Origin of the sequence: Alkalibacillus aidingensis, assembly GCF_014595945.1 — a bacterium.
GTDB lineage: Bacteria > Bacillota > Bacilli > Bacillales > Alkalibacillaceae > Alkalibacillus > Alkalibacillus aidingensis.
In genome coordinates this window covers 834,592-851,986 of sequence record NZ_JABXWU010000001.1, presented here as the reverse complement: position 1 = coordinate 851,986, position 17,395 = coordinate 834,592, and the positions used below count along the sequence as shown (strand labels likewise).

Below are 17,395 nucleotides of genomic sequence, written 5' to 3'. Positions count from 1 at the left end.
TTATCCTGGTGAATCTTGAAGCTTTATTTTGATAAAATGAATACATTTCTTAGATTAAAGTTATAAATAACATAGAGAGCTATTTGAATGAATTTCAAGACGTTGAGGAGGACATAAGTTAATGAGAATAGATGGAAGACAAAATGATGAGCTAAGAAATATTGAAATTATCACAGATTATACTAAGCATCCTGAAGGTTCCGTATTAATTACAGTAGGAGAAACGAAGGTCATTTGTAATGCAACTGTTGAGCAAAGAGTTCCTCCTTTTATGCGTGGTGAAGGTAAGGGTTGGGTAACTGCTGAGTATGCCATGCTTCCACGTGCTACAGAGCAACGCAACATACGCGAATCATCTAAAGGAAAAATAGCCGGACGTACGATGGAGATCCAACGCTTGATTGGACGCTCGCTCCGTGCGGTGATCGATTTAGAAAAGTTAGGTGAGAGAACACTGTGGATCGATTGTGATGTCATTCAAGCTGATGGTGGTACAAGAACTGCCTCTATTACGGGGGCCTTTGTGGCAACAGCTATAGCTTGTGCAAAACTAGTGAAAGAAGAAAAAGTAGAAAAAATGCCAATTACTCATTACTTAGCAGCAACATCTGTTGGCATATCTCCTAAAGGTGAGGCTATTTTAGACCTGTGCTTTAAAGAGGACTCAGAAGCTGATGTTGATATGAACATTGTCATGACTGATCAAGAAGAATTTGTGGAATTACAAGGGACTGGTGAAGAAGCCACTTTCACGGGTTCACAATTGAATGACATGTTGCAATTAGGCACTAAGGGCATTAATGAATTGTTTACAAAACAAAAAGAAGCATTAAAAGAACATGCAGACTTAATTGGTTAAGGTAAGGAGTACGAGTATGAATAACATTTACATTGCAACTACAAATCAAGGAAAAGTAAAAGAGTTTAAACAAATATTAGCTGACCTTTCAATTGAAGTCGAAAGCTTGTTAGATCAGTTTCCAGATATGGACGATGTTGAAGAAACTGGTAAGACTTTTAAAGAGAATGCGATCTTAAAAGCAGAGACTTACTCATCTAGATACCAGGTCCCAGTGATTGCTGATGATTCTGGATTAGAAGTTACAGCTCTTGATGGAGAGCCAGGTATCTATTCGGCACGCTATGCAGGAGAAGCTAAAAATGATTCGAAAAACCTTGAAAAAGTATTAGCTAAGCTAGAAGAAAAACAGGCGACCAATCGAGAAGCTGCCTTCGTTTGTGTTATGGCTTTTGCAAATCCGGGGCATGATACACTAACGACTGAAGGGCGTTGTGAGGGGAGTATTACAACACAGCCTCAAGGTGACCAAGGTTTTGGTTATGATCCGATCTTTCAACCTAAAGGCTATGAATCAACTCTAGCCGAATTAGGACCTGAGGTAAAAAATGAAATTAGCCATCGAAGACAAGCAATTAATAAGATGGTGGAGCAGTTAAAGACTGTTCTATAAAGGAATTTGGAATGGCTAAGAGAGCAAAACCTTAGCCATTCCAAAAAAAATTGCAAGAATGGTTGACATTTGATTGGTTAATTTTATATAATAAATCTTGTCGCAACAAAGAGCTGAATCTTTAGAGGTCAATCGTGCTCGTTGTTGGATACATAAATTAAATAATATGCGGGTGTAGTGACGAGCAACACATCTGATGAAATGACTACGAGTTGTCCCGAAGCAGAAAACAACCTGAATAAGCTAGAAGATGCAGGGACATAATGGGACTCAGTAATAAGCGTGCTCGTTGTTAAATACATAAATTAAATAATATGCGGGTGTAGTGACGAGCAACACATCTGATGAAATGACTACGAGTTGTCCCGAAGCAGAAAATCAACCTGAATAAGCTAGAAGATGCAGGGACATAATGGGACTCAATAACAATCGTGCTCGTTATAGATACATAAATTAAATAATATGCGGGTGTAGTGACGAGCAACACATCTGATGAAATGACTACGAGTTGTCCCGAAGCAGAAAAACAACCTGAATAAGCTAGAAGATGCAGGGACATAATGGGATTCAATAACAATCGTGCTCGTTGTTAGATACATAAATTAAATAATATGCGGGTGTAGTTTAATGGCAAAACCTCAGCCTTCCAAGCTGATGTTGTGGGTTCGATTCCCATCACCCGCTCCATTTTTATGAAAAGTGATTATGTCCCGGTAGCTCAGCTGGATAGAGCAACAGCCTTCTAAGCTGTCGGTCGCAGGTTCGAATCCTGCCCGGGACGCCATTTACTAATATGCTCAACCTCTTTAATCACAAGAGGTTGAGCTTTTTTAATACCATAAACATTAACTTTAGCTAAGTAAAGAACAACTTGAATTGGGGCAGAATTTTGTATTAAAATTTGTAAAGATTGGTTGAGTGACGATAACTTGGTATGAAGTGTCGTTAACATAATCTTAGGTGACGTTATCATAGCGTGAGTGTTGTTAAATTGGAAAAAAGTATCTTTATTCCACACAGTAGTGACGTTAAATGGGGAAGAAGTGTCGTTATTTCGAAAGTCCTTAATCCAGTTTTAACTTGATAGGGGGAAGGAAAGATGAAAAACAAAATAAGTTCTTTATTAGAAATATTTTTAGTTTCTACTAGGCTCGGTTTCACATCATTTGGTGGCCCCATTGCCCATTTGGGTTATTTTCATGATGAATATATTAAAAGAAGAAAGTGGATGGACGACAAAAGCTTTGCAGACTTAGTTGCACTTTGTCAATTTCTACCTGGACCAGCTAGTAGTCAAGTAGGAATTGGGATCGGTGTAATGAGGGCAGGAGTTCTTGGAGGAATCACATCATTTCTTGGCTTCACGTTTCCTTCGGTAATCGCATTAATTATATTCGCCTTATTACTTCAAAGTATGGGCTTTACTGAAGCAGGTTGGATTCATGGATTGAAAATTGTAGCTGTAGTAGTTGTTGCTCATGCGATCTTAGGTATGGCGCAAAAATTAACACCTGATGTCACTAGAAAGTCTATTGCTTTATTTGCTGTTGTCGTGACCGTTATTTGGCAGACAGCTTTTACTCAAGTTGGGTTAATATTATTAGCAGGAATTGTAGGTTACTTAATTTATAAACATCAAACAAGTAATCAAGAATCACATGAGATGAACTTTCCGATTTCTAAACGATTTGGTGCTATTTCTTTTTCTATTTTCTTTGGTTTATTAGTTGTTCTTCCTTTATTAAGAGAAGCAACAAATTTGAATTGGGTAGCTATGTTTGATAGCTTCTATCGTTCTGGTTCGCTTGTCTTTGGGGGAGGTCATGTCGTATTACCTTTATTAGAACGAGAATTTGTTCCAACTGGTTGGTTAAGTGAAGAAGAATTTCTATCAGGATATGGTGCAGCTCAGGCTGTTCCTGGGCCTCTTTTTACCTTTGCTGCTTATATCGGTGCTGTCATTAACGGATGGCAAGGTGGCCTATTGGCAACAGTCGCGATTTTCTTACCTGCATTTCTACTTATTTTAGGCTCCTTACCATTTTGGGATCTGTTACGCTCCAATTCAAAGATTAGAGGGGCATTATTAGGGGTGAATGCGGCTGTTGTAGGTATTTTAATCGCAGCTCTTTATAACCCTATTTGGACGAGTTCTATTTTATCTCCTGTTGATTTTGCCTTTGCAGCTGTTTTATTCACCATGTTGGTATATTGGAAGCTCCCAGCATGGGTGATTGTTTTAACCGGAGCAACAGGTGGTTTTATACTCTCGTTGATCTAGATTTGACAAAAATGTAGTGAGGCCGGGTCATGTTTTTAGCCCAACCTCACTGCATTTTATACCTAATTCCTCTTCTACCACCTAATGACCATTGTTAATATACAACAATCAGAGCCTTCTACTTGCGAATGCATTTCTAATGTCAGTCCGTCAGGGTTATAATCTATATCTACATTACCGTGAACTCCCGTTGATTCCACCAATTCCTGGACACGTTGTACATCATCAACTTGTGCCGCTTGCATGACTTCAAAGGCGAACTCTTCTGATTGAGCTAACCTTTCAAAAATTTGACTAGCATCATTCATCAAACGTTGAAAAGACTCTGCCGACTTTTTGAACTGAGTAGGATCTACATCGGGGTAGGTTCTATAATACGTACTAACTTCGATGGGTCTCGGGTTCGGGTAATGATAATACGGGTTGACATATACCGGATGAAACATATTATGTGGGTACAATGATTACCCTCCCTTGTTATGTCCTCACCTACAATATATGTCATATTACCCTATTTGTGCTGCTTGACATTAAATATCATTTCAGTTTCAGAAAGAGACATTCTGTTTTACTATTGGTCATTTGATTGGTTCGTTAATAATCGTGTCACACTAAAGTGGTGAATAACTGTTAAAACTAAAATAATAATATTTAGAACACTAATCCATGTCATCTTTCTGACTAAATCATCGTATAAACCTTTATAAGACACTTAAATCACACCTTTTTTTATTATTTTGCCTAGTTTGAGTAGATTATATTCTTTAGCTTAATGTACTGACTCTTATCATTATTGGATCGTAACATCACTTAATTGGTTTTGATATTAACGGTCTATTAATGTAGGTGTCGCTACAAAAAATGAAATGCAATTGTAAAATGGGAATTATAGGTTCAAATAACACGTTATGTTATACTTTTTTTAGGTGAATTTAATAGAAGCTATGATATATAAAAAATGTTATGTTGAAGAAGTTAGGGTCCATCATTTTACCTTATTAATGGGATTATTTTTTCTACCAATAGCAATAGCAAAAAATTGAACTTATTTCGACAAAAGATAGACATCTCAAAACCTCAAACAGTGAGATGTCTTTTCATTTTTGAAAAGATATTTGCTAAAGGAAGATTTCTATGATCAGAAAAATTATCACAGAAGCGTTACAAGAAGTAGGGGATTTCACTAACATTAAAAAGGTGGAACCAGTTCATGGTGGTGAGATAAACCAAAGCTATTATGTTGAAACGGATGAGCAGCAGTATTTTCTAAAGTATAATCCTGATGCTCCGAAAGATTTTTTTAGGTTAGAAGTTGAGGGGCTTAGGCTCATAAAGAGTACTAACACAGTTAACGTGCCTCATGTCATTACTTATTTAGATCAACCAGGAAAATCGATTTTAATGACTGAATGGATTGAGGGGCGAAGTAACACAGATACTGAATATCTGTTAGGTGAACAGTTAGCCAAGCTTCACCAAACTTATGCTAAGCAGCACGGGTTTAAAGAGAAGACATATATAGGTACCTTGCCACAAAAAAACGACTTTTATGACGAATGGGTTGACTACTATCGTGATAAACGGTTAATCCAACAATATCGATTAGGGGTTGAACGAGGACTTATATCAGGTGAACGTCAAAAAGGCTTACAACAGTTAATGGATCAACTACATAAATGGATTCCTACTGGGATTAAACCATCGTACTTGCATGGTGATTTCTGGGGAGGGAATTGGTTGACTGGTCCTAAGGGTGAACCTTACGTTATTGACCCGTCGTTTTTATATGGAGATAGACATTTCGAATTGGCATTTACCGAATTGTTCGGTGGTTTTTCTAAATCATTTTATCGGGGATACAATAGCATTCTTCCTGAAGATGGCTATTATCCACAGGTCAAAAAGCTGTATCAACTATATTATTTATTAGTGCATTTAAATATTTTTGGTGAGATGTATGGATCCTCTGTTGATTCTGTGATTAAGGAATATCGAGTTAGATAAGAATATTTTCCCCTTATATGGCAAAAACTTAGCCTGAATACAAACAAAGGGGATGTCATCGTGGAACAGTTTGAAAAGTTGAATAAAAGCTTTATAGATGGTGACTGGGTGGAAGGTGCTAGTGGTCGTTCTTATGAGAATTTAAACCCATATGATCAATCAATCGTTAATGAAATTCCGTTAGCAACCGAACAACAGTTAGAAGAATCATACCTTAAAGCAAAGGAAGCTCAAAAACAATGGGCGCAAACCCCTGCAGAGGAAAAAGAACAAGTGTTAAGTAAGGTTGCTAAGTATCTTGATGATCACCGAGAAGAGATCATCGCTATTATTACAAGAGAAACTGGTGGCAGTGTCATTAAAGCGAATGTGGAAGTTGACTTAACAATCGGTCTTGTTAAGGAAGCTATTAACATGCCTAAAGAGTTAGATAAAGTTGAAGAAGTAGATGCAATGGTTGAGGGGAAAGTTAATAAGATTCACCGAATTCCTTTTGGAGTGATAACATCGATTTCACCTTTTAACTTTCCAATGAATTTATCTATGCGAACAATTGCCCCTGCAATAGCCTTAGGAAACTCTGTGGTTCATAAACCGGATATCCAAACACCGCTTACTGGTGGTTCAATTATCGCAAGAGCTTTTGAGGTGGCTGGACTTCCTAAAGGTATCTTTAATTGTATCTTAACCGATTTAGAAGAGATTGGTGACCATATGTTAACAACGCCACATTCTCATCTAGTTAGTTTTACAGGTTCGACTCCAGTTGGTAAACATATTGGTGAAACGGCAGGTAAGATGCTGAAACGGATGGCTCTTGAGTTAGGTGGTAATAATCCGTTTATCGTGTTAGAAGATGCGGATGTTGACCGTGCCGTTGACGCAGCAATTTTCGGTAAGTTTATTCACCAAGGGCAAATTTGTATGATCATCAACCGAATTATCGTCCATGAGAAACATTATGATGAATTTATCGAAAAGTTTGTTGAACGTGTCAAGGATTTACCAAGTGGTGATCCAACAAAAGAAGACACCATTATTGGACCAGTTATTAATGAAGATCAAGCGGACCAAGCAATGAAAATTATTGAAAAAGCTAAACAGGATGGAGCTAAAGTCGCTCTTGAAGGAAAACGGGATGGAAACTTATTAACACCGACAGTATTTATCGATGTAGATAATCAAAGTGAGTTAGCGCAGACGGAATTATTTTCTCCGATTGCTACGATCATTAAAGCAGAATCAGACGAACAAGCGATTGAATTCGCGAATGATACTCCGTATGGGTTAAGTTCTTCAATTTTTACAAATGATTTATCACGTGGTGAAGACTTAGCCTTGAAAATAGAGAGTGGAATGACTCATATCAATGATCAGACGGTTAATGATAACCCGACTATTCCTTTTGGTGGAACCAAGGAAAGTGGTGTTGGGAAGTTTGGTAACCCGTGGATCGTTGACAAATTCACAATTACTAAGTGGGTGTCGATTCAAAAGGAATTCAGAGATTACCCTTTCTAACTGATCAAGCTGTAGAGGTGAGGCTAACTATAAATCATTTAGTATTTGTCTCGCCTCTATTTTCATCTTGTAAAGTTATCTTGATCGTCTAACCTATTTAGTTTTGTGAACTTGTCAAAAATCGATGATCTTAATATAATCTGTTACAATAAGTAGAAGTAATCACTTTTAGTTTTGATGTTTTTATACATAGAAAATCGGTTAAATTAGATAGTATCGAAGGAGGTGAGAAATATGAGCCTTGAACGACATGATATAGTTATGTTTCCTGGTTGGAGAAAAGACTTAGAACAAAAAGCATTTGATGCGATTACGCAGAAAAATTTCGAAGAAGCTTTATTACATATCAAAAAATTAGAAGAATTTAATGAAGCACATAGTGAAATTATCACGGCTAAAACAATAGCATTGGTCGAGCTTGGTCGTTATGATGAAGCAATTGGCCTTTGTCGTCAATTAATGAAAGAAGACGAGGATAACTATTATAAATACTTACATATTTATTTATCTATTCTATTCCAAAATAGCCAGTACACTGAATTAATTGATTTACTTGATGAAGTTTTTGAAACGGAAACGGTACCTCCAGAGTATCGTGAAGTGTTCATGCAACTTCATAATTTGAGTAAAGATATGCGTACATCTCAGCCTGAACAAGAAGCAGAAACCCATATTAGTCATTTTTTTGACTCACTGGAGCATGGCAACTTTCAAGAGCAGTGGAAATTATTGTCCATACATAGAAGGAATAATATCGAGCCTTATTTGAAAGGTTTAATACCTTACCTGAGTGATGCCAGGTTAAACCCAGTGATTAAGACAGGAATTTTGTTATGGTTAGTGGAGCAAGGAGTAGATGAAGCAATCGAAGTAGAGAAGTTTGGAAATTCTGATTATATAACGCCGGCAGAGCTGAATGATGTCATGGAGACAGGCTTTGCTAAGAAAGTGTTATCATGTTTAGAAGATGTTGAACAAGAGGATCCAACATTATTTGAATTTACTAAACAAATTTTGTACCGTTTCTTATATATTAAGTTCCCTCAAACTCCTGGAGATGAGGAAGTAGTTGATATATCAGAGGCTGTACTCTTATTAGCAAGAAAATATCTACAACTAAATCATAGTAAGATCATTGAGTCACAAGCAAGTGACAACCAGAAAAATTGGATGGAAGAAATCGAGCATTTAGAGAAAATATATTATTCACAAATTGGTGAATAAAATACGTAAGCAAGAGTGTTGAACCGATTATTTTCTATGTTATAATATAGTGGTTGCATTATGCGTGAGCGTAGAAAATGCATGAACATAACAAAAAATATATGGTATGAATAGATGTTGGAGGGAAAAATTATGTCAGCAAAATGGGAAAAGAAAGAAGGTAATGAAGGCGTCTTAACGGTAGAAGTAGATGCCGAGCAGTTTGATCAAGCACTAGATCAAGCCTTCAAAAAAGTAGTCAAGGATATTCAAGTGCCAGGTTTCCGTAAGGGGAAAGTACCACGTTCAATTTTTGAAAAGCGCTTCGGTGTTGAAGCATTATATCAAGATGCTGTTGATATCGTACTTCCTGATGCTTATATGAAAGCTGTCGAAGAAGCTGGAATTACTCCAGTTGATCGTCCAGAAGTAGATGTAGAGCAAATTGAAAAAGGACAACCATTAATCTTTAAAGCAACTGTTACAGTTAAGCCAGAAGTTGAACTTGGCGAATATAAAGGTTTAGAGGTTGAAGAAGAAGATACAACGGTTACAGATGAAGATGTTGAAGAAGAAATTAAAGCATTACAAGAAAAGCAAGCTGAATTAGTGGTCAAAGAAGATGGCCAAGTCGAGAATGGTGACACGGTTGTCATCGACTTTGAAGGTTTCATGGATGGTGAAGCTTTTGAAGGTGGTTCAGCTGAAAACCACACATTAGAAGTTGGTTCTGGTTCATTTATTCCTGGATTCGAAGAACAGCTTGTAGGAAAGTCAGCTGGTGAAGAGTTAGATGTTGAAGTAAACTTCCCAGAAGATTACCAAGCAGAAGAACTTGCTGGTAAACCTGCAACGTTCAAAGTAAAAATCCACGAAGTAAAAGCGAAGGAATTACCTGAATTAGATGATGAATTTGCTAAAGACGTAGATGATGAAGTAGAATCACTAGATGAACTAAAAACTAAAACAAAAGAACGCTTAGAAGAGCAAAAACAAACTGATACAGAAAACCAGAAGCGTGAAACATTAGTTGAAAAAGCTTCTGAAAATGCTGAAGTTAATATCCCGCAGGCAATGGTTGATTCTGAGTTAGACCGTATGATGCAGGAGTTCGAACAGCGTTTACAAATGCAAGGTATGACATTAGATATGTACTTCCAATTCTCTGGTCAAGATGAAGGTGCACTAAAAGACCAGATGAAAGAAGATGCAGAGAAGCGTGTTCGTACGAATTTAACATTAGAAGCAATTGCTGCAGAAGAGAACCTTGAAGTAACAGAAGAAGACGTTCAAGAACAACTTCAAGAAATGGCAACCATGTATCAAACGGACGTTGACCAGTTAAAGCAAATGCTTGGTGGCAATACCGATGCATTAACGGAAGACTTAAAGCTGAAAAAAGCAATCGACTTCTTAGCTGAGCATGCAAAAACAGTATAAATTTTTTGATCAAGGCAAGGCGCGTATATAACGTGCCTTGTTTTGCACTATAATTAATCTTTTTTTATTATGATACATAGAGTATATTAAATACATTCTTTATTGGATGTAATTTTTGCTAGTAATCGTTCATCAAGATACATATAATGTAAAAAGTTTTTCTTTTGACTAATTTTGATTTGAAGTACATAATGGAGATTATGAAGGAGAAAGATTAGAAAACAGGTTACTTTAAAATTGTTGTTTACGATGGTTTGAATAATTATAAGCGAAATTGGTATGGTTAAATATAGAATTTTTATGGGGTGAAAGTATGTTTAAATTTAGTGATGAAAAAGGGCAGTTAAAGTGCTCGTTTTGTGGGAAAACTCAAGACCAAGTCCGTAAATTAGTAGCAGGACCAGGTGTTTATATATGTGATGAATGTATTGATTTATGTACAGAAATTGTCGAGGAAGAATTAGGTACGGTAGAGCAGGAAGATTTTAAGGAAGTTCCTAAGCCGAAGGAAATTTGCGACATTCTTGACGATTATGTCATAGGTCAAGAAATGGCTAAAAAGTCATTATCCGTTGCTGTATATAACCATTATAAGCGAATTAATTCTAATGTTAAGAATGACGATGTTGAGTTATCAAAGAGTAACATCTTGTTACTTGGCCCAACAGGTAGTGGTAAAACATTATTAGCTCAAACATTGGCTCGTATCTTAAATGTTCCGTTTGCGATTGCTGATGCGACATCATTAACTGAAGCGGGTTATGTTGGTGAAGATGTTGAGAATATTTTATTAAAATTGATTCAAGCTGCGGATTACGATGTAGAAAAAGCTGAAAAAGGTATTATTTACATTGATGAAATTGATAAGGTAGCCCGTAAATCTGAGAACCCATCGATTACACGTGATGTATCTGGTGAAGGGGTTCAACAAGCGTTACTTAAGATTCTTGAGGGGACTCAAGCGAGTGTACCACCTCAAGGAGGACGTAAACATCCTCATCAAGAATTCATTCAGATTGACACAACGAACATTCTCTTTATTGTTGGTGGTGCATTTGACGGTATCGACCAGGTAGTTAAACGCCGTTTAGGTGAACGCGTTATTGGATTTGGTTCAGAATCCACAAATGCAAGACTTAGTGAATCTGAACTATTATCGAAAGTGTTACCTGAAGACTTACTTCGTTACGGATTGATTCCAGAGTTTATTGGACGTTTACCAGTGATCGGTAGCCTACAGCCATTAGATGAGGATGCACTAGTTGAAATATTAACCAAACCAAAGAATGCTTTAACGAAGCAGTATGAAAAGCTATTTGATATTGATGGTGTTGAATTAGAGCTGCAAGAGGAAGCTTTACGTGCAATTGCTAACAAAGCGATTGAACGTAACACAGGTGCCAGAGGTTTACGTTCCATTATCGAAAGTATCATGTTAGATGTGATGTTTGAGTTACCTTCACGAGATGATATTGAGAAGTGTATAATTACAAAAGAAACAGTGGAAAAGGAAAATGGTAAGCCTACTTTAGTCATGGAAGACGGTTCAGTGGTCGATCAAAACAAAGAGACACCTGAAAGTGCATGAAATTAATGAGTTAACATGACATTAGAGGGTACTCTCCTCTTAATTGGTGAGAGTACCTTTTTATTTTGTTTGAACAGCATTCTAAATATTAAGTCAAAATAGTTTAAGTCGAAATGTATATAATAATGTTAGAAGATTACTTAACCTGAACACCCGTGTTATATAACATGAGTGTGAACCGTTATTTGGAGGTGTGTGTTCGTGGGTAGCGAATCTAATCAAGAGATCCCTCTACTGCCTTTAAGAGGAGTCATTGTTTATCCATCGATGGTCCTTCATTTAGATGTAGGCCGTGAACAATCAGTCAAAGCCTTAGAGCAAGCCATGGTGGAAGACCATAAGCTTATGTTAGCAGCCCAAAAAGACTCATCTATAAATGAGCCATCTGAAGAAGATTTATATGAAATGGGAACGATCGTCTATATCAAGCAAATGGTTAAATTGCCGAACGGGACAAGCCGTATTTTGGTTGAAGGCTTAGAACGTGCAGAGATTCAAGCTTTTAAACAGAGTGAACCTTATTTTGCAGTCGATTATGAAGTTATTGACGATGAACATGGCGATGATGTAGAAGAACAGGCTTTAATGCGTATGCTAGTTAGTCAGTTTGATGAGTATACTAAAGTCTCTAAGAAAGTAAAAAGAGAAACTTATGAAACCGTTAAGGATATTACTGAGCCTGGACGGTTAGCTGATATTGTAACTTCTCATTTATCCTTAAAACTTAAGCAAAAACAGCGTATATTAGAAATCATCTATATTCCTGATCGACTAGATCATATTATTCAGATGATTCATAATGAAAAAGAAGTTTTATCAATGGAGAAGAAGATCGGCCAACGTGTTAAGCGATCGATGGAGCGTACGCAGAAAGAATACTATTTACGTGAACAATTAAAAGCCATTCAAAAAGAATTAGGCGAACGTGATGGAAAGAATAGTGAGGTAGCTCAGCTGAAAGAGAAGATTGCAGAGGCTGATATGCCAGAGCGTGTGGAAAAAGTTGCTTATAAAGAATTGGATCGCTATGAGAAAGTGCCTCAAAGCTCAGCAGAAAGCTCAGTAATTCGTAACTATATTGATTGGTTAGTTGCTCTACCTTGGACTAACGAGACTGAAGACAATTTAGATGTTAAACATGCTCAAAAGGTTCTTGATGAAGATCATTATGGCTTAGAGAAAGTAAAAGAACGTGTACTTGAATACTTAGCCGTTCAACAGTTAACCGAATCACTTAAAGGTCCGATCTTGTGCTTAGTGGGTCCACCCGGTGTTGGTAAAACCTCATTAGCTCGATCCATTGCCCGTTCAATCGATCGCCATTTCGTACGGGCATCACTTGGTGGTGTACGTGATGAAGCAGAGATTCGAGGACATCGTAGAACGTATGTCGGTGCGATGCCTGGCCGAATAATTCAAGGAATGAAAAAAGCAGAGACCATTAATCCAGTCTTCTTATTAGACGAAATTGACAAAATGGCAAGCGATTTTCGTGGTGATCCATCTTCAGCTATGCTTGAAGTATTAGACCCAGAGCAAAATAGTACGTTTAGTGATCACTTTGTTGAAGAGCCGTATGACTTATCTAAAGTCATGTTTATCGCAACGGCTAATAACCTTGCGACAATCCCAGGTCCATTATTAGACAGAATGGAAGTTATCTCAATTGCAGGTTATACCGAATTAGAAAAACTTCATATAACCAAAGAACATTTAATTCCTAAACAGCTAAAAGAAAATGGTTTAACCAAATCACAACTTCAGTTTAGAGACGAAGCAATTCTAAAATTAATCCGCATGTATACTCGAGAAGCAGGGGTTCGTAATTTAGAAAGAGAAGTCGCTTCTATTTGTCGTAAAGCTGCTAAAATTCTCGTGTCAACTGATAAAAAGCGTGTGGTCTTAACGGAGAAACAAATTGAAGAATTACTAGGTAAACCTAAATACCGTTATGGACAAGCTGAACATGAGCATCAAATTGGAGCTGCTACTGGTTTAGCTTATACACAAGCTGGTGGAGATACGTTATCAATTGAAGTGTCCGTTGTACATGGAACAGGAAAATTAACGTTAACCGGAAAATTGGGAGATGTCATGAAAGAATCTGCTCAAGCCGCGTTAAGCTATGTTCGTTCTAGAGCAGATGAGTTAGAACTTGAATCGGATTTTTATGACAAATACGATGTGCATATCCATATTCCTGAAGGTGCTACACCGAAAGATGGTCCGTCCGCTGGGATCACGATTGCGACCGCTTTAGTTTCGGCTTTTACCAATCAGCCTGTACGTAAGGAAGTGGGGATGACGGGAGAGATTACGTTAAGAGGACGTGTCTTACCTATCGGTGGCTTAAAGGAGAAATCTTTAAGTGCACATAGAGCGGGGCTAACAACGATCATTATGCCTGAAGAAAATGATAAGGATTTAGAAGAGATCCCTGAAAGTGTTCGTGAAGGTCTAACGTTTATTAAGGTAAAACATCTTGATGAAGTATTGGACCATGCCTTATTGAAAAAGGAGTAAGTGCAAATGAAAGTCAATGAAGCAGAAATCGTACTAAGCGCAGTAAAAAAAGATCAGTATCCCAATGAAAACCTCCCAGAAATTGCGCTTGCGGGTCGTTCCAATGTTGGAAAATCATCGTTTATTAATAAGATGATTAATCGAAAAGCATTGGCTCGGACATCGTCGAAACCCGGAAAGACTCAAACATTAAATTTTTACCGAATTAATAACCATCTGATGTTTACGGATGTACCAGGATACGGCTACGCTAAAGTCAGCAAGAAAGAAAGAGAAAAGTGGGGCCGAATGATGGAGGAGTATTTCCAGACTCGTGATGAGCTCAAATTAACGGTCCTCCTTGTTGACTTACGTCATCCACCAACTGAAGATGATATTATCATGTACGACTTTCTTAAACATATCGGTATACCGACATTGGTTATTGCTACCAAATTAGATAAGGTGAAGAAATCCCAACGTGCTAAACATGTCAAAGTGATTAAAGAAGCACTTGATTTAGAAGAAGGTGACGAACTGGTTCCGTTCTCGGCTGAGACAGGGGAAGGAAAAGATCAGGCCTGGAAAATTATTAGACAAGCTATCTAATAAATGAAAACCACCTTGTGTGGATGAAAACGTAATATACCCCTGAACTAGTCTATACTCCCACGATGTATAGCACATACGGTTAAGTAAAACCTCCCTTTCCACCAAGAAAGGGAGGTTTTTACGTTTACAAAAAGGTCTTTCTACGTCCTGAAGATCCTCCACGAGTATAATACCTTTCTTCTTGATGTGTTTTTTCAAGGATTAAATGGTAATTGTATTCAAGAGCTCTTGTGAGTCTATAGAAGATGAAAGCTGAAAATATAAATTGAAGAATGGTCAGTAAGGTTAATGAAGGAAATGAAAAGTAAAATGCGGTTGCTAAAATACCTTGGATGCCCAATATTGGTAGGTTCTTTAGCATCACACTCATTGCTACAGCAATAATCATGGCTATCATCATAAATTCAGTATTAATAGCCCATAAGTTGATACTTAATAAGTTCATTCTAACACTCCCCTAATTTTTCGCTCTGTTAAAATTTGTTAACAAGAGCCAGTTTTTTTTAAACGTTCCTCCCCTACATTTCCAATATAACAAGATTTAAATTATGAAGAATTGACGTGTGTCAATTAATTAAAATTCGCCTCGAATTATACTTAAGCTAAGAGGTGATCACTTATGCTCTTCTATAAAGTTGTATTATTTTTACACATATTATTTTCCATTCTTTGGTTTGGTGGTGTGTTGTTTATAGGTTCTTGTATATTTCCAATTCTAAGAAAAGTTGATGCTGCTAGTGCTCGAAATTTGCTATTAAAGGTAATGTATTATAGTCACCCTAAATTAGTTTTAGCTGGCATATTAGTGATCTTGACTGGGACTGTTTTAGGGGTTGTGATCGGGCCAATCGACACGATATCTGATCTTTGGCAAACGGACTATGGTGTTTGGTGGTCTAAAGCCTTGATTGTAGGGATTTTAACCCTTGGATACGGAAGTTTCATTGGCTATAAACAAACCGTAAGTGTATTAACTGACGATCTAATTATTCACCTAACTAATAAGGGGCACAGAGGTTTGTTCAATCAAAAGCTTTTTTACTCGTTCTTAATTAGTTCAGTTGAAGGTGTTGGTTTTTTAACTCTTTTATATTTGATGATTTTTAAATAATCGAGGTGAAATCTCAAATGAGTGAACAATTTGTGAAAAGATTTATTTTTAGAAGAAATTGGTTTCAGTTAGCCAGGCCATTAACATTATCTGCCTCTTTAGGACCCATGATTGTTGGATTTTTATTAGCCAATCGATCCTTAGATCTAGACTATTTGTTGCTGATGATGTTTTTGGTGACAGGCTTATTCATGCAATCTTCAGTCAATATGTTAAATGACTATTTTGACTTTAGGTCAGGTCAGGATGTTAATAGGTGGTTTTATTCATATAAGCGTCATAAATCCTGTCCAACCTTGGAACAAATTCCCTGGGTAGCGCTAATATTAGTAGGGATTGGTTCACTGATTACTTTATATATGGCTACTATGACCACTTATTTTATTATTGTCGTAGGAATCATTGGTTTAGGTATAGGGGTGTGGTATTCTGCCTCACCGTATTCATTAGCAGCTCTGGGCTTAGGAGAAGTTGCAGGAGCTATTAGCCTAGGATTTCTGCCAGTTGCAATTGCTTTTCTTTTAAGTGATCAACTTATTTGGAGTGAAGTTTTGTTCGTATCCTTTCCATTTATAGCTTTAATGGTCACCATGGTTCTGTCGAATAACTTAAGAGACCTCGAAAAAGATAAGGGATTTAGAAAAACTCTTCCCATGCGAATTGGTGAAAAAAGAGGGGTTGTACTCTTAGCCATCTTTTTAACACTTCCTTATCTATTCCTCATTGTATTTCATTTGACGTTTGCTACCTCTTACTTTGGAGTTATAGCATTTATTCCAATGTTATTAGCCTTTAAAGTGTTTTCTCTTTTTAAGTCTTATGAACCAAAGGAAAAAGTGAAAGGAATGCAATGGGCAGGTTATCATCACTGGACATTTAGCACGTCATTGATTGTATGGATTGTTTTAGAGTTAGTTTTTTAGTTTTTGTCAAAAAAGTGAAATCTCTCATTTAGTGACTTAGGTCACTAGATAGCTATCTTTGTTGATTTACGCTTAAAGTAACCAAAAGGAAAGGTGGGGAATCCAATGCTAGGTAAAAAGAAATTAGAGTTTAACGAAGAAGATTACAACTCTAGAAAAGGAACATTAGTCTCGGTTTCACTTGTTGGATTGTTTATAGTCGCACTTTGGTTTGGAATATGGGGACTATACATGATGCGCTTTTAAGAAAAGGGGAGGAATAGATTATGCATCGCTATGAGAAGATTTGGTTAACTGCTAGTACAGTTATCATAATTGGATTTATGTTGATTATTGGATATCAAGCATTTGCTTTAGACATGGGGCCACCAAGTGGTCAGGAAACCATTGATCCACAAAATGTTGAAGAGCATCCACCATTTGATGATACTGGAATCCATCAAATCGGTGAAAACGAATATGAAGTGGTTATGACTCTACAAATATTCAGTTTTGATCCTATGGAATTAGAATTCCCAGAAGGGTCTACTGTTCACTTTACATTAACGTCTAAGGATGTCGTACACGGGTTCCAAATTGCTGGAACGAATGTGAACGCGATGATCACACCAGGTCATGTAACAACTATTTCACATACGTTTGATGAACCGGGTGAGTATCTGGTTGTTTGTAACGAATATTGCGGAGCTGGCCATGAGTTAATGGCTACAGAAATTACGATTAAGTAGTTGGAGGTGA

Annotated in this window: 17 protein-coding genes and 2 tRNA genes; 16 read left to right on the top strand and 3 right to left on the bottom strand. The window is 37.1% G+C overall.

What is annotated here, in order from left to right:
• Positions 1 to 121: 121 nt before the first annotated feature.
• The 5 genes from rph (at position 122) to HWQ49_RS04430 (ending at position 3,753) form a co-directional block, all read left to right on the top strand.
• On the top strand, positions 122 to 859 hold the full coding sequence (gene rph, locus HWQ49_RS04450) for a ribonuclease PH (RefSeq protein ID WP_188206344.1): 738 nt from the start codon (positions 122 to 124) through the stop codon (positions 857 to 859).
• A 16-nt stretch (positions 860 to 875) separates the two neighbouring features.
• Complete coding sequence (locus HWQ49_RS04445) at positions 876 to 1,472, top strand: XTP/dITP diphosphatase (RefSeq protein WP_188206343.1); 597 nt, start codon at positions 876 to 878, stop codon at positions 1,470 to 1,472.
• A gap of 613 nt (positions 1,473 to 2,085) precedes the next feature.
• A tRNA-Gly gene (locus HWQ49_RS04440) sits at positions 2,086 to 2,159 on the top strand.
• Positions 2,160 to 2,179: 20 nt separating this feature from the next.
• Positions 2,180 to 2,256 (top strand) — tRNA-Arg (locus HWQ49_RS04435).
• Between the two features lie 315 nt (positions 2,257 to 2,571).
• Positions 2,572 to 3,753, top strand: coding sequence for a chromate transporter (locus HWQ49_RS04430; RefSeq protein ID WP_188206342.1), 1,182 nt, complete (start codon positions 2,572 to 2,574; stop codon positions 3,751 to 3,753).
• A 74-nt stretch (positions 3,754 to 3,827) separates the two neighbouring features.
• Here HWQ49_RS04430 and HWQ49_RS04425 read toward each other — a convergent pair whose 3' ends face one another.
• Together HWQ49_RS04425 and HWQ49_RS04420 are read right to left on the bottom strand one after the other, a co-directional pair.
• Entirely contained in the window at positions 3,828 to 4,214 is a 387-nt protein-coding gene (locus tag HWQ49_RS04425) for a hypothetical protein (RefSeq protein ID WP_188206341.1), read from the bottom strand.
• 110 nt (positions 4,215 to 4,324) lie between these two features.
• Positions 4,325 to 4,465, bottom strand: a complete 141-nt coding sequence (locus HWQ49_RS04420) for a hypothetical protein (RefSeq protein ID WP_188206340.1) — start codon at positions 4,463 to 4,465, stop codon at positions 4,325 to 4,327.
• Positions 4,466 to 4,887: 422 nt separating this feature from the next.
• On the opposite strand from HWQ49_RS04420, the gene HWQ49_RS04415 reads away from it, so the two are divergent.
• The 7 genes from HWQ49_RS04415 to yihA all read left to right on the top strand — a co-directional run bounded on the left by HWQ49_RS04415 (position 4,888) and on the right by yihA (position 14,620).
• Positions 4,888 to 5,757, top strand: a complete 870-nt coding sequence (locus HWQ49_RS04415) for a fructosamine kinase family protein (protein ID WP_223154994.1) — start codon at positions 4,888 to 4,890, stop codon at positions 5,755 to 5,757.
• A 60-nt stretch (positions 5,758 to 5,817) separates the two neighbouring features.
• Positions 5,818 to 7,278, top strand: coding sequence for an aldehyde dehydrogenase family protein (locus HWQ49_RS04410; protein ID WP_188206339.1), 1,461 nt, complete (start codon positions 5,818 to 5,820; stop codon positions 7,276 to 7,278).
• A 234-nt stretch (positions 7,279 to 7,512) separates the two neighbouring features.
• The gene (locus tag HWQ49_RS04405; RefSeq protein ID WP_188206338.1) at positions 7,513 to 8,502 is read left to right on the top strand and encodes a tetratricopeptide repeat protein; all 990 of its coding nucleotides are present in this window, start codon (positions 7,513 to 7,515) and stop codon (positions 8,500 to 8,502) included.
• Positions 8,503 to 8,634: 132 nt separating this feature from the next.
• Positions 8,635 to 9,921 carry a trigger factor gene (tig, locus tag HWQ49_RS04400; RefSeq protein ID WP_188206337.1) on the top strand — a complete coding sequence of 429 codons (1,287 nt, stop codon included), beginning with the start codon at positions 8,635 to 8,637 and terminating at the stop codon, positions 9,919 to 9,921.
• A gap of 313 nt (positions 9,922 to 10,234) precedes the next feature.
• Positions 10,235 to 11,509 (top strand): ATP-dependent protease ATP-binding subunit ClpX, encoded by a 1,275-nt coding sequence (gene clpX, locus HWQ49_RS04395; protein ID WP_188206336.1) that lies wholly within the window; start codon positions 10,235 to 10,237, stop codon positions 11,507 to 11,509.
• A gap of 267 nt (positions 11,510 to 11,776) precedes the next feature.
• Positions 11,777 to 14,032, top strand: coding sequence for an endopeptidase La (gene lon, locus HWQ49_RS04390; RefSeq protein WP_394810757.1), 2,256 nt, complete (start codon positions 11,777 to 11,779; stop codon positions 14,030 to 14,032).
• 6 nt (positions 14,033 to 14,038) lie between these two features.
• A complete protein-coding gene (yihA, locus tag HWQ49_RS04385) occupies positions 14,039 to 14,620 on the top strand; it encodes a ribosome biogenesis GTP-binding protein YihA/YsxC (RefSeq protein WP_188206334.1) in 582 nt (193 codons plus the stop codon).
• 127 nt (positions 14,621 to 14,747) lie between these two features.
• Here the strand turns inward: yihA and HWQ49_RS04380 are convergent, their stop codons facing one another.
• Positions 14,748 to 15,068, bottom strand: a complete 321-nt coding sequence (locus HWQ49_RS04380) for a hypothetical protein (protein ID WP_188206333.1) — start codon at positions 15,066 to 15,068, stop codon at positions 14,748 to 14,750.
• Between the two features lie 174 nt (positions 15,069 to 15,242).
• On the opposite strand from HWQ49_RS04380, the gene HWQ49_RS04375 reads away from it, so the two are divergent.
• The 4 genes from HWQ49_RS04375 (at position 15,243) to HWQ49_RS04360 (ending at position 17,385) form a co-directional block, all read left to right on the top strand.
• Complete coding sequence (locus HWQ49_RS04375; RefSeq protein ID WP_188206332.1) at positions 15,243 to 15,734, top strand: hypothetical protein; 492 nt, start codon at positions 15,243 to 15,245, stop codon at positions 15,732 to 15,734.
• A 17-nt stretch (positions 15,735 to 15,751) separates the two neighbouring features.
• Positions 15,752 to 16,657, top strand: coding sequence for a prenyltransferase (locus HWQ49_RS04370; protein WP_188206331.1), 906 nt, complete (start codon positions 15,752 to 15,754; stop codon positions 16,655 to 16,657).
• Positions 16,658 to 16,762: 105 nt separating this feature from the next.
• Positions 16,763 to 16,903: a cytochrome c oxidase subunit 2A gene (locus HWQ49_RS04365; RefSeq protein WP_188206330.1), complete on the top strand. Its 141-nt coding sequence runs from the start codon at positions 16,763 to 16,765 to the stop codon at positions 16,901 to 16,903.
• A 20-nt stretch (positions 16,904 to 16,923) separates the two neighbouring features.
• Positions 16,924 to 17,385 carry a cytochrome c oxidase subunit II gene (locus HWQ49_RS04360; protein ID WP_188206329.1) on the top strand — a complete coding sequence of 154 codons (462 nt, stop codon included), beginning with the start codon at positions 16,924 to 16,926 and terminating at the stop codon, positions 17,383 to 17,385.
• Positions 17,386 to 17,395 lie beyond the last annotated feature (10 nt).

Excerpts from the sequence above, each read along its gene's own strand:
- rph (WP_188206344.1), top strand. The coding sequence starts at position 122 with ATGAGAATAGATGGAAGACAAAATGATGAGCTAAGAAATATTGAAATT.
- HWQ49_RS04445 (WP_188206343.1), top strand. The coding sequence starts at position 876 with ATGAATAACATTTACATTGCAACTACAAATCAAGGAAAAGTAAAAGAG.
- HWQ49_RS04430 (WP_188206342.1), top strand. The coding sequence starts at position 2,572 with ATGAAAAACAAAATAAGTTCTTTATTAGAAATATTTTTAGTTTCTACT.
- HWQ49_RS04415 (WP_223154994.1), top strand. The coding sequence starts at position 4,888 with ATGATCAGAAAAATTATCACAGAAGCGTTACAAGAAGTAGGGGATTTC.
- HWQ49_RS04405 (WP_188206338.1), top strand. The coding sequence starts at position 7,513 with ATGAGCCTTGAACGACATGATATAGTTATGTTTCCTGGTTGGAGAAAA.
- tig (WP_188206337.1), top strand. The coding sequence starts at position 8,635 with ATGTCAGCAAAATGGGAAAAGAAAGAAGGTAATGAAGGCGTCTTAACG.
- clpX (WP_188206336.1), top strand. The coding sequence starts at position 10,235 with ATGTTTAAATTTAGTGATGAAAAAGGGCAGTTAAAGTGCTCGTTTTGT.
- lon (WP_394810757.1), top strand. The coding sequence starts at position 11,777 with ATGGTCCTTCATTTAGATGTAGGCCGTGAACAATCAGTCAAAGCCTTA.
- yihA (WP_188206334.1), top strand. The coding sequence starts at position 14,039 with ATGAAAGTCAATGAAGCAGAAATCGTACTAAGCGCAGTAAAAAAAGAT.
- HWQ49_RS04380 (WP_188206333.1), bottom strand. The coding sequence starts at position 15,068 with ATGAACTTATTAAGTATCAACTTATGGGCTATTAATACTGAATTTATG.
- HWQ49_RS04375 (WP_188206332.1), top strand. The coding sequence starts at position 15,243 with ATGCTCTTCTATAAAGTTGTATTATTTTTACACATATTATTTTCCATT.
- HWQ49_RS04370 (WP_188206331.1), top strand. The coding sequence starts at position 15,752 with ATGAGTGAACAATTTGTGAAAAGATTTATTTTTAGAAGAAATTGGTTT.
- HWQ49_RS04365 (WP_188206330.1), top strand. The coding sequence starts at position 16,763 with ATGCTAGGTAAAAAGAAATTAGAGTTTAACGAAGAAGATTACAACTCT.
- HWQ49_RS04360 (WP_188206329.1), top strand. The coding sequence starts at position 16,924 with ATGCATCGCTATGAGAAGATTTGGTTAACTGCTAGTACAGTTATCATA.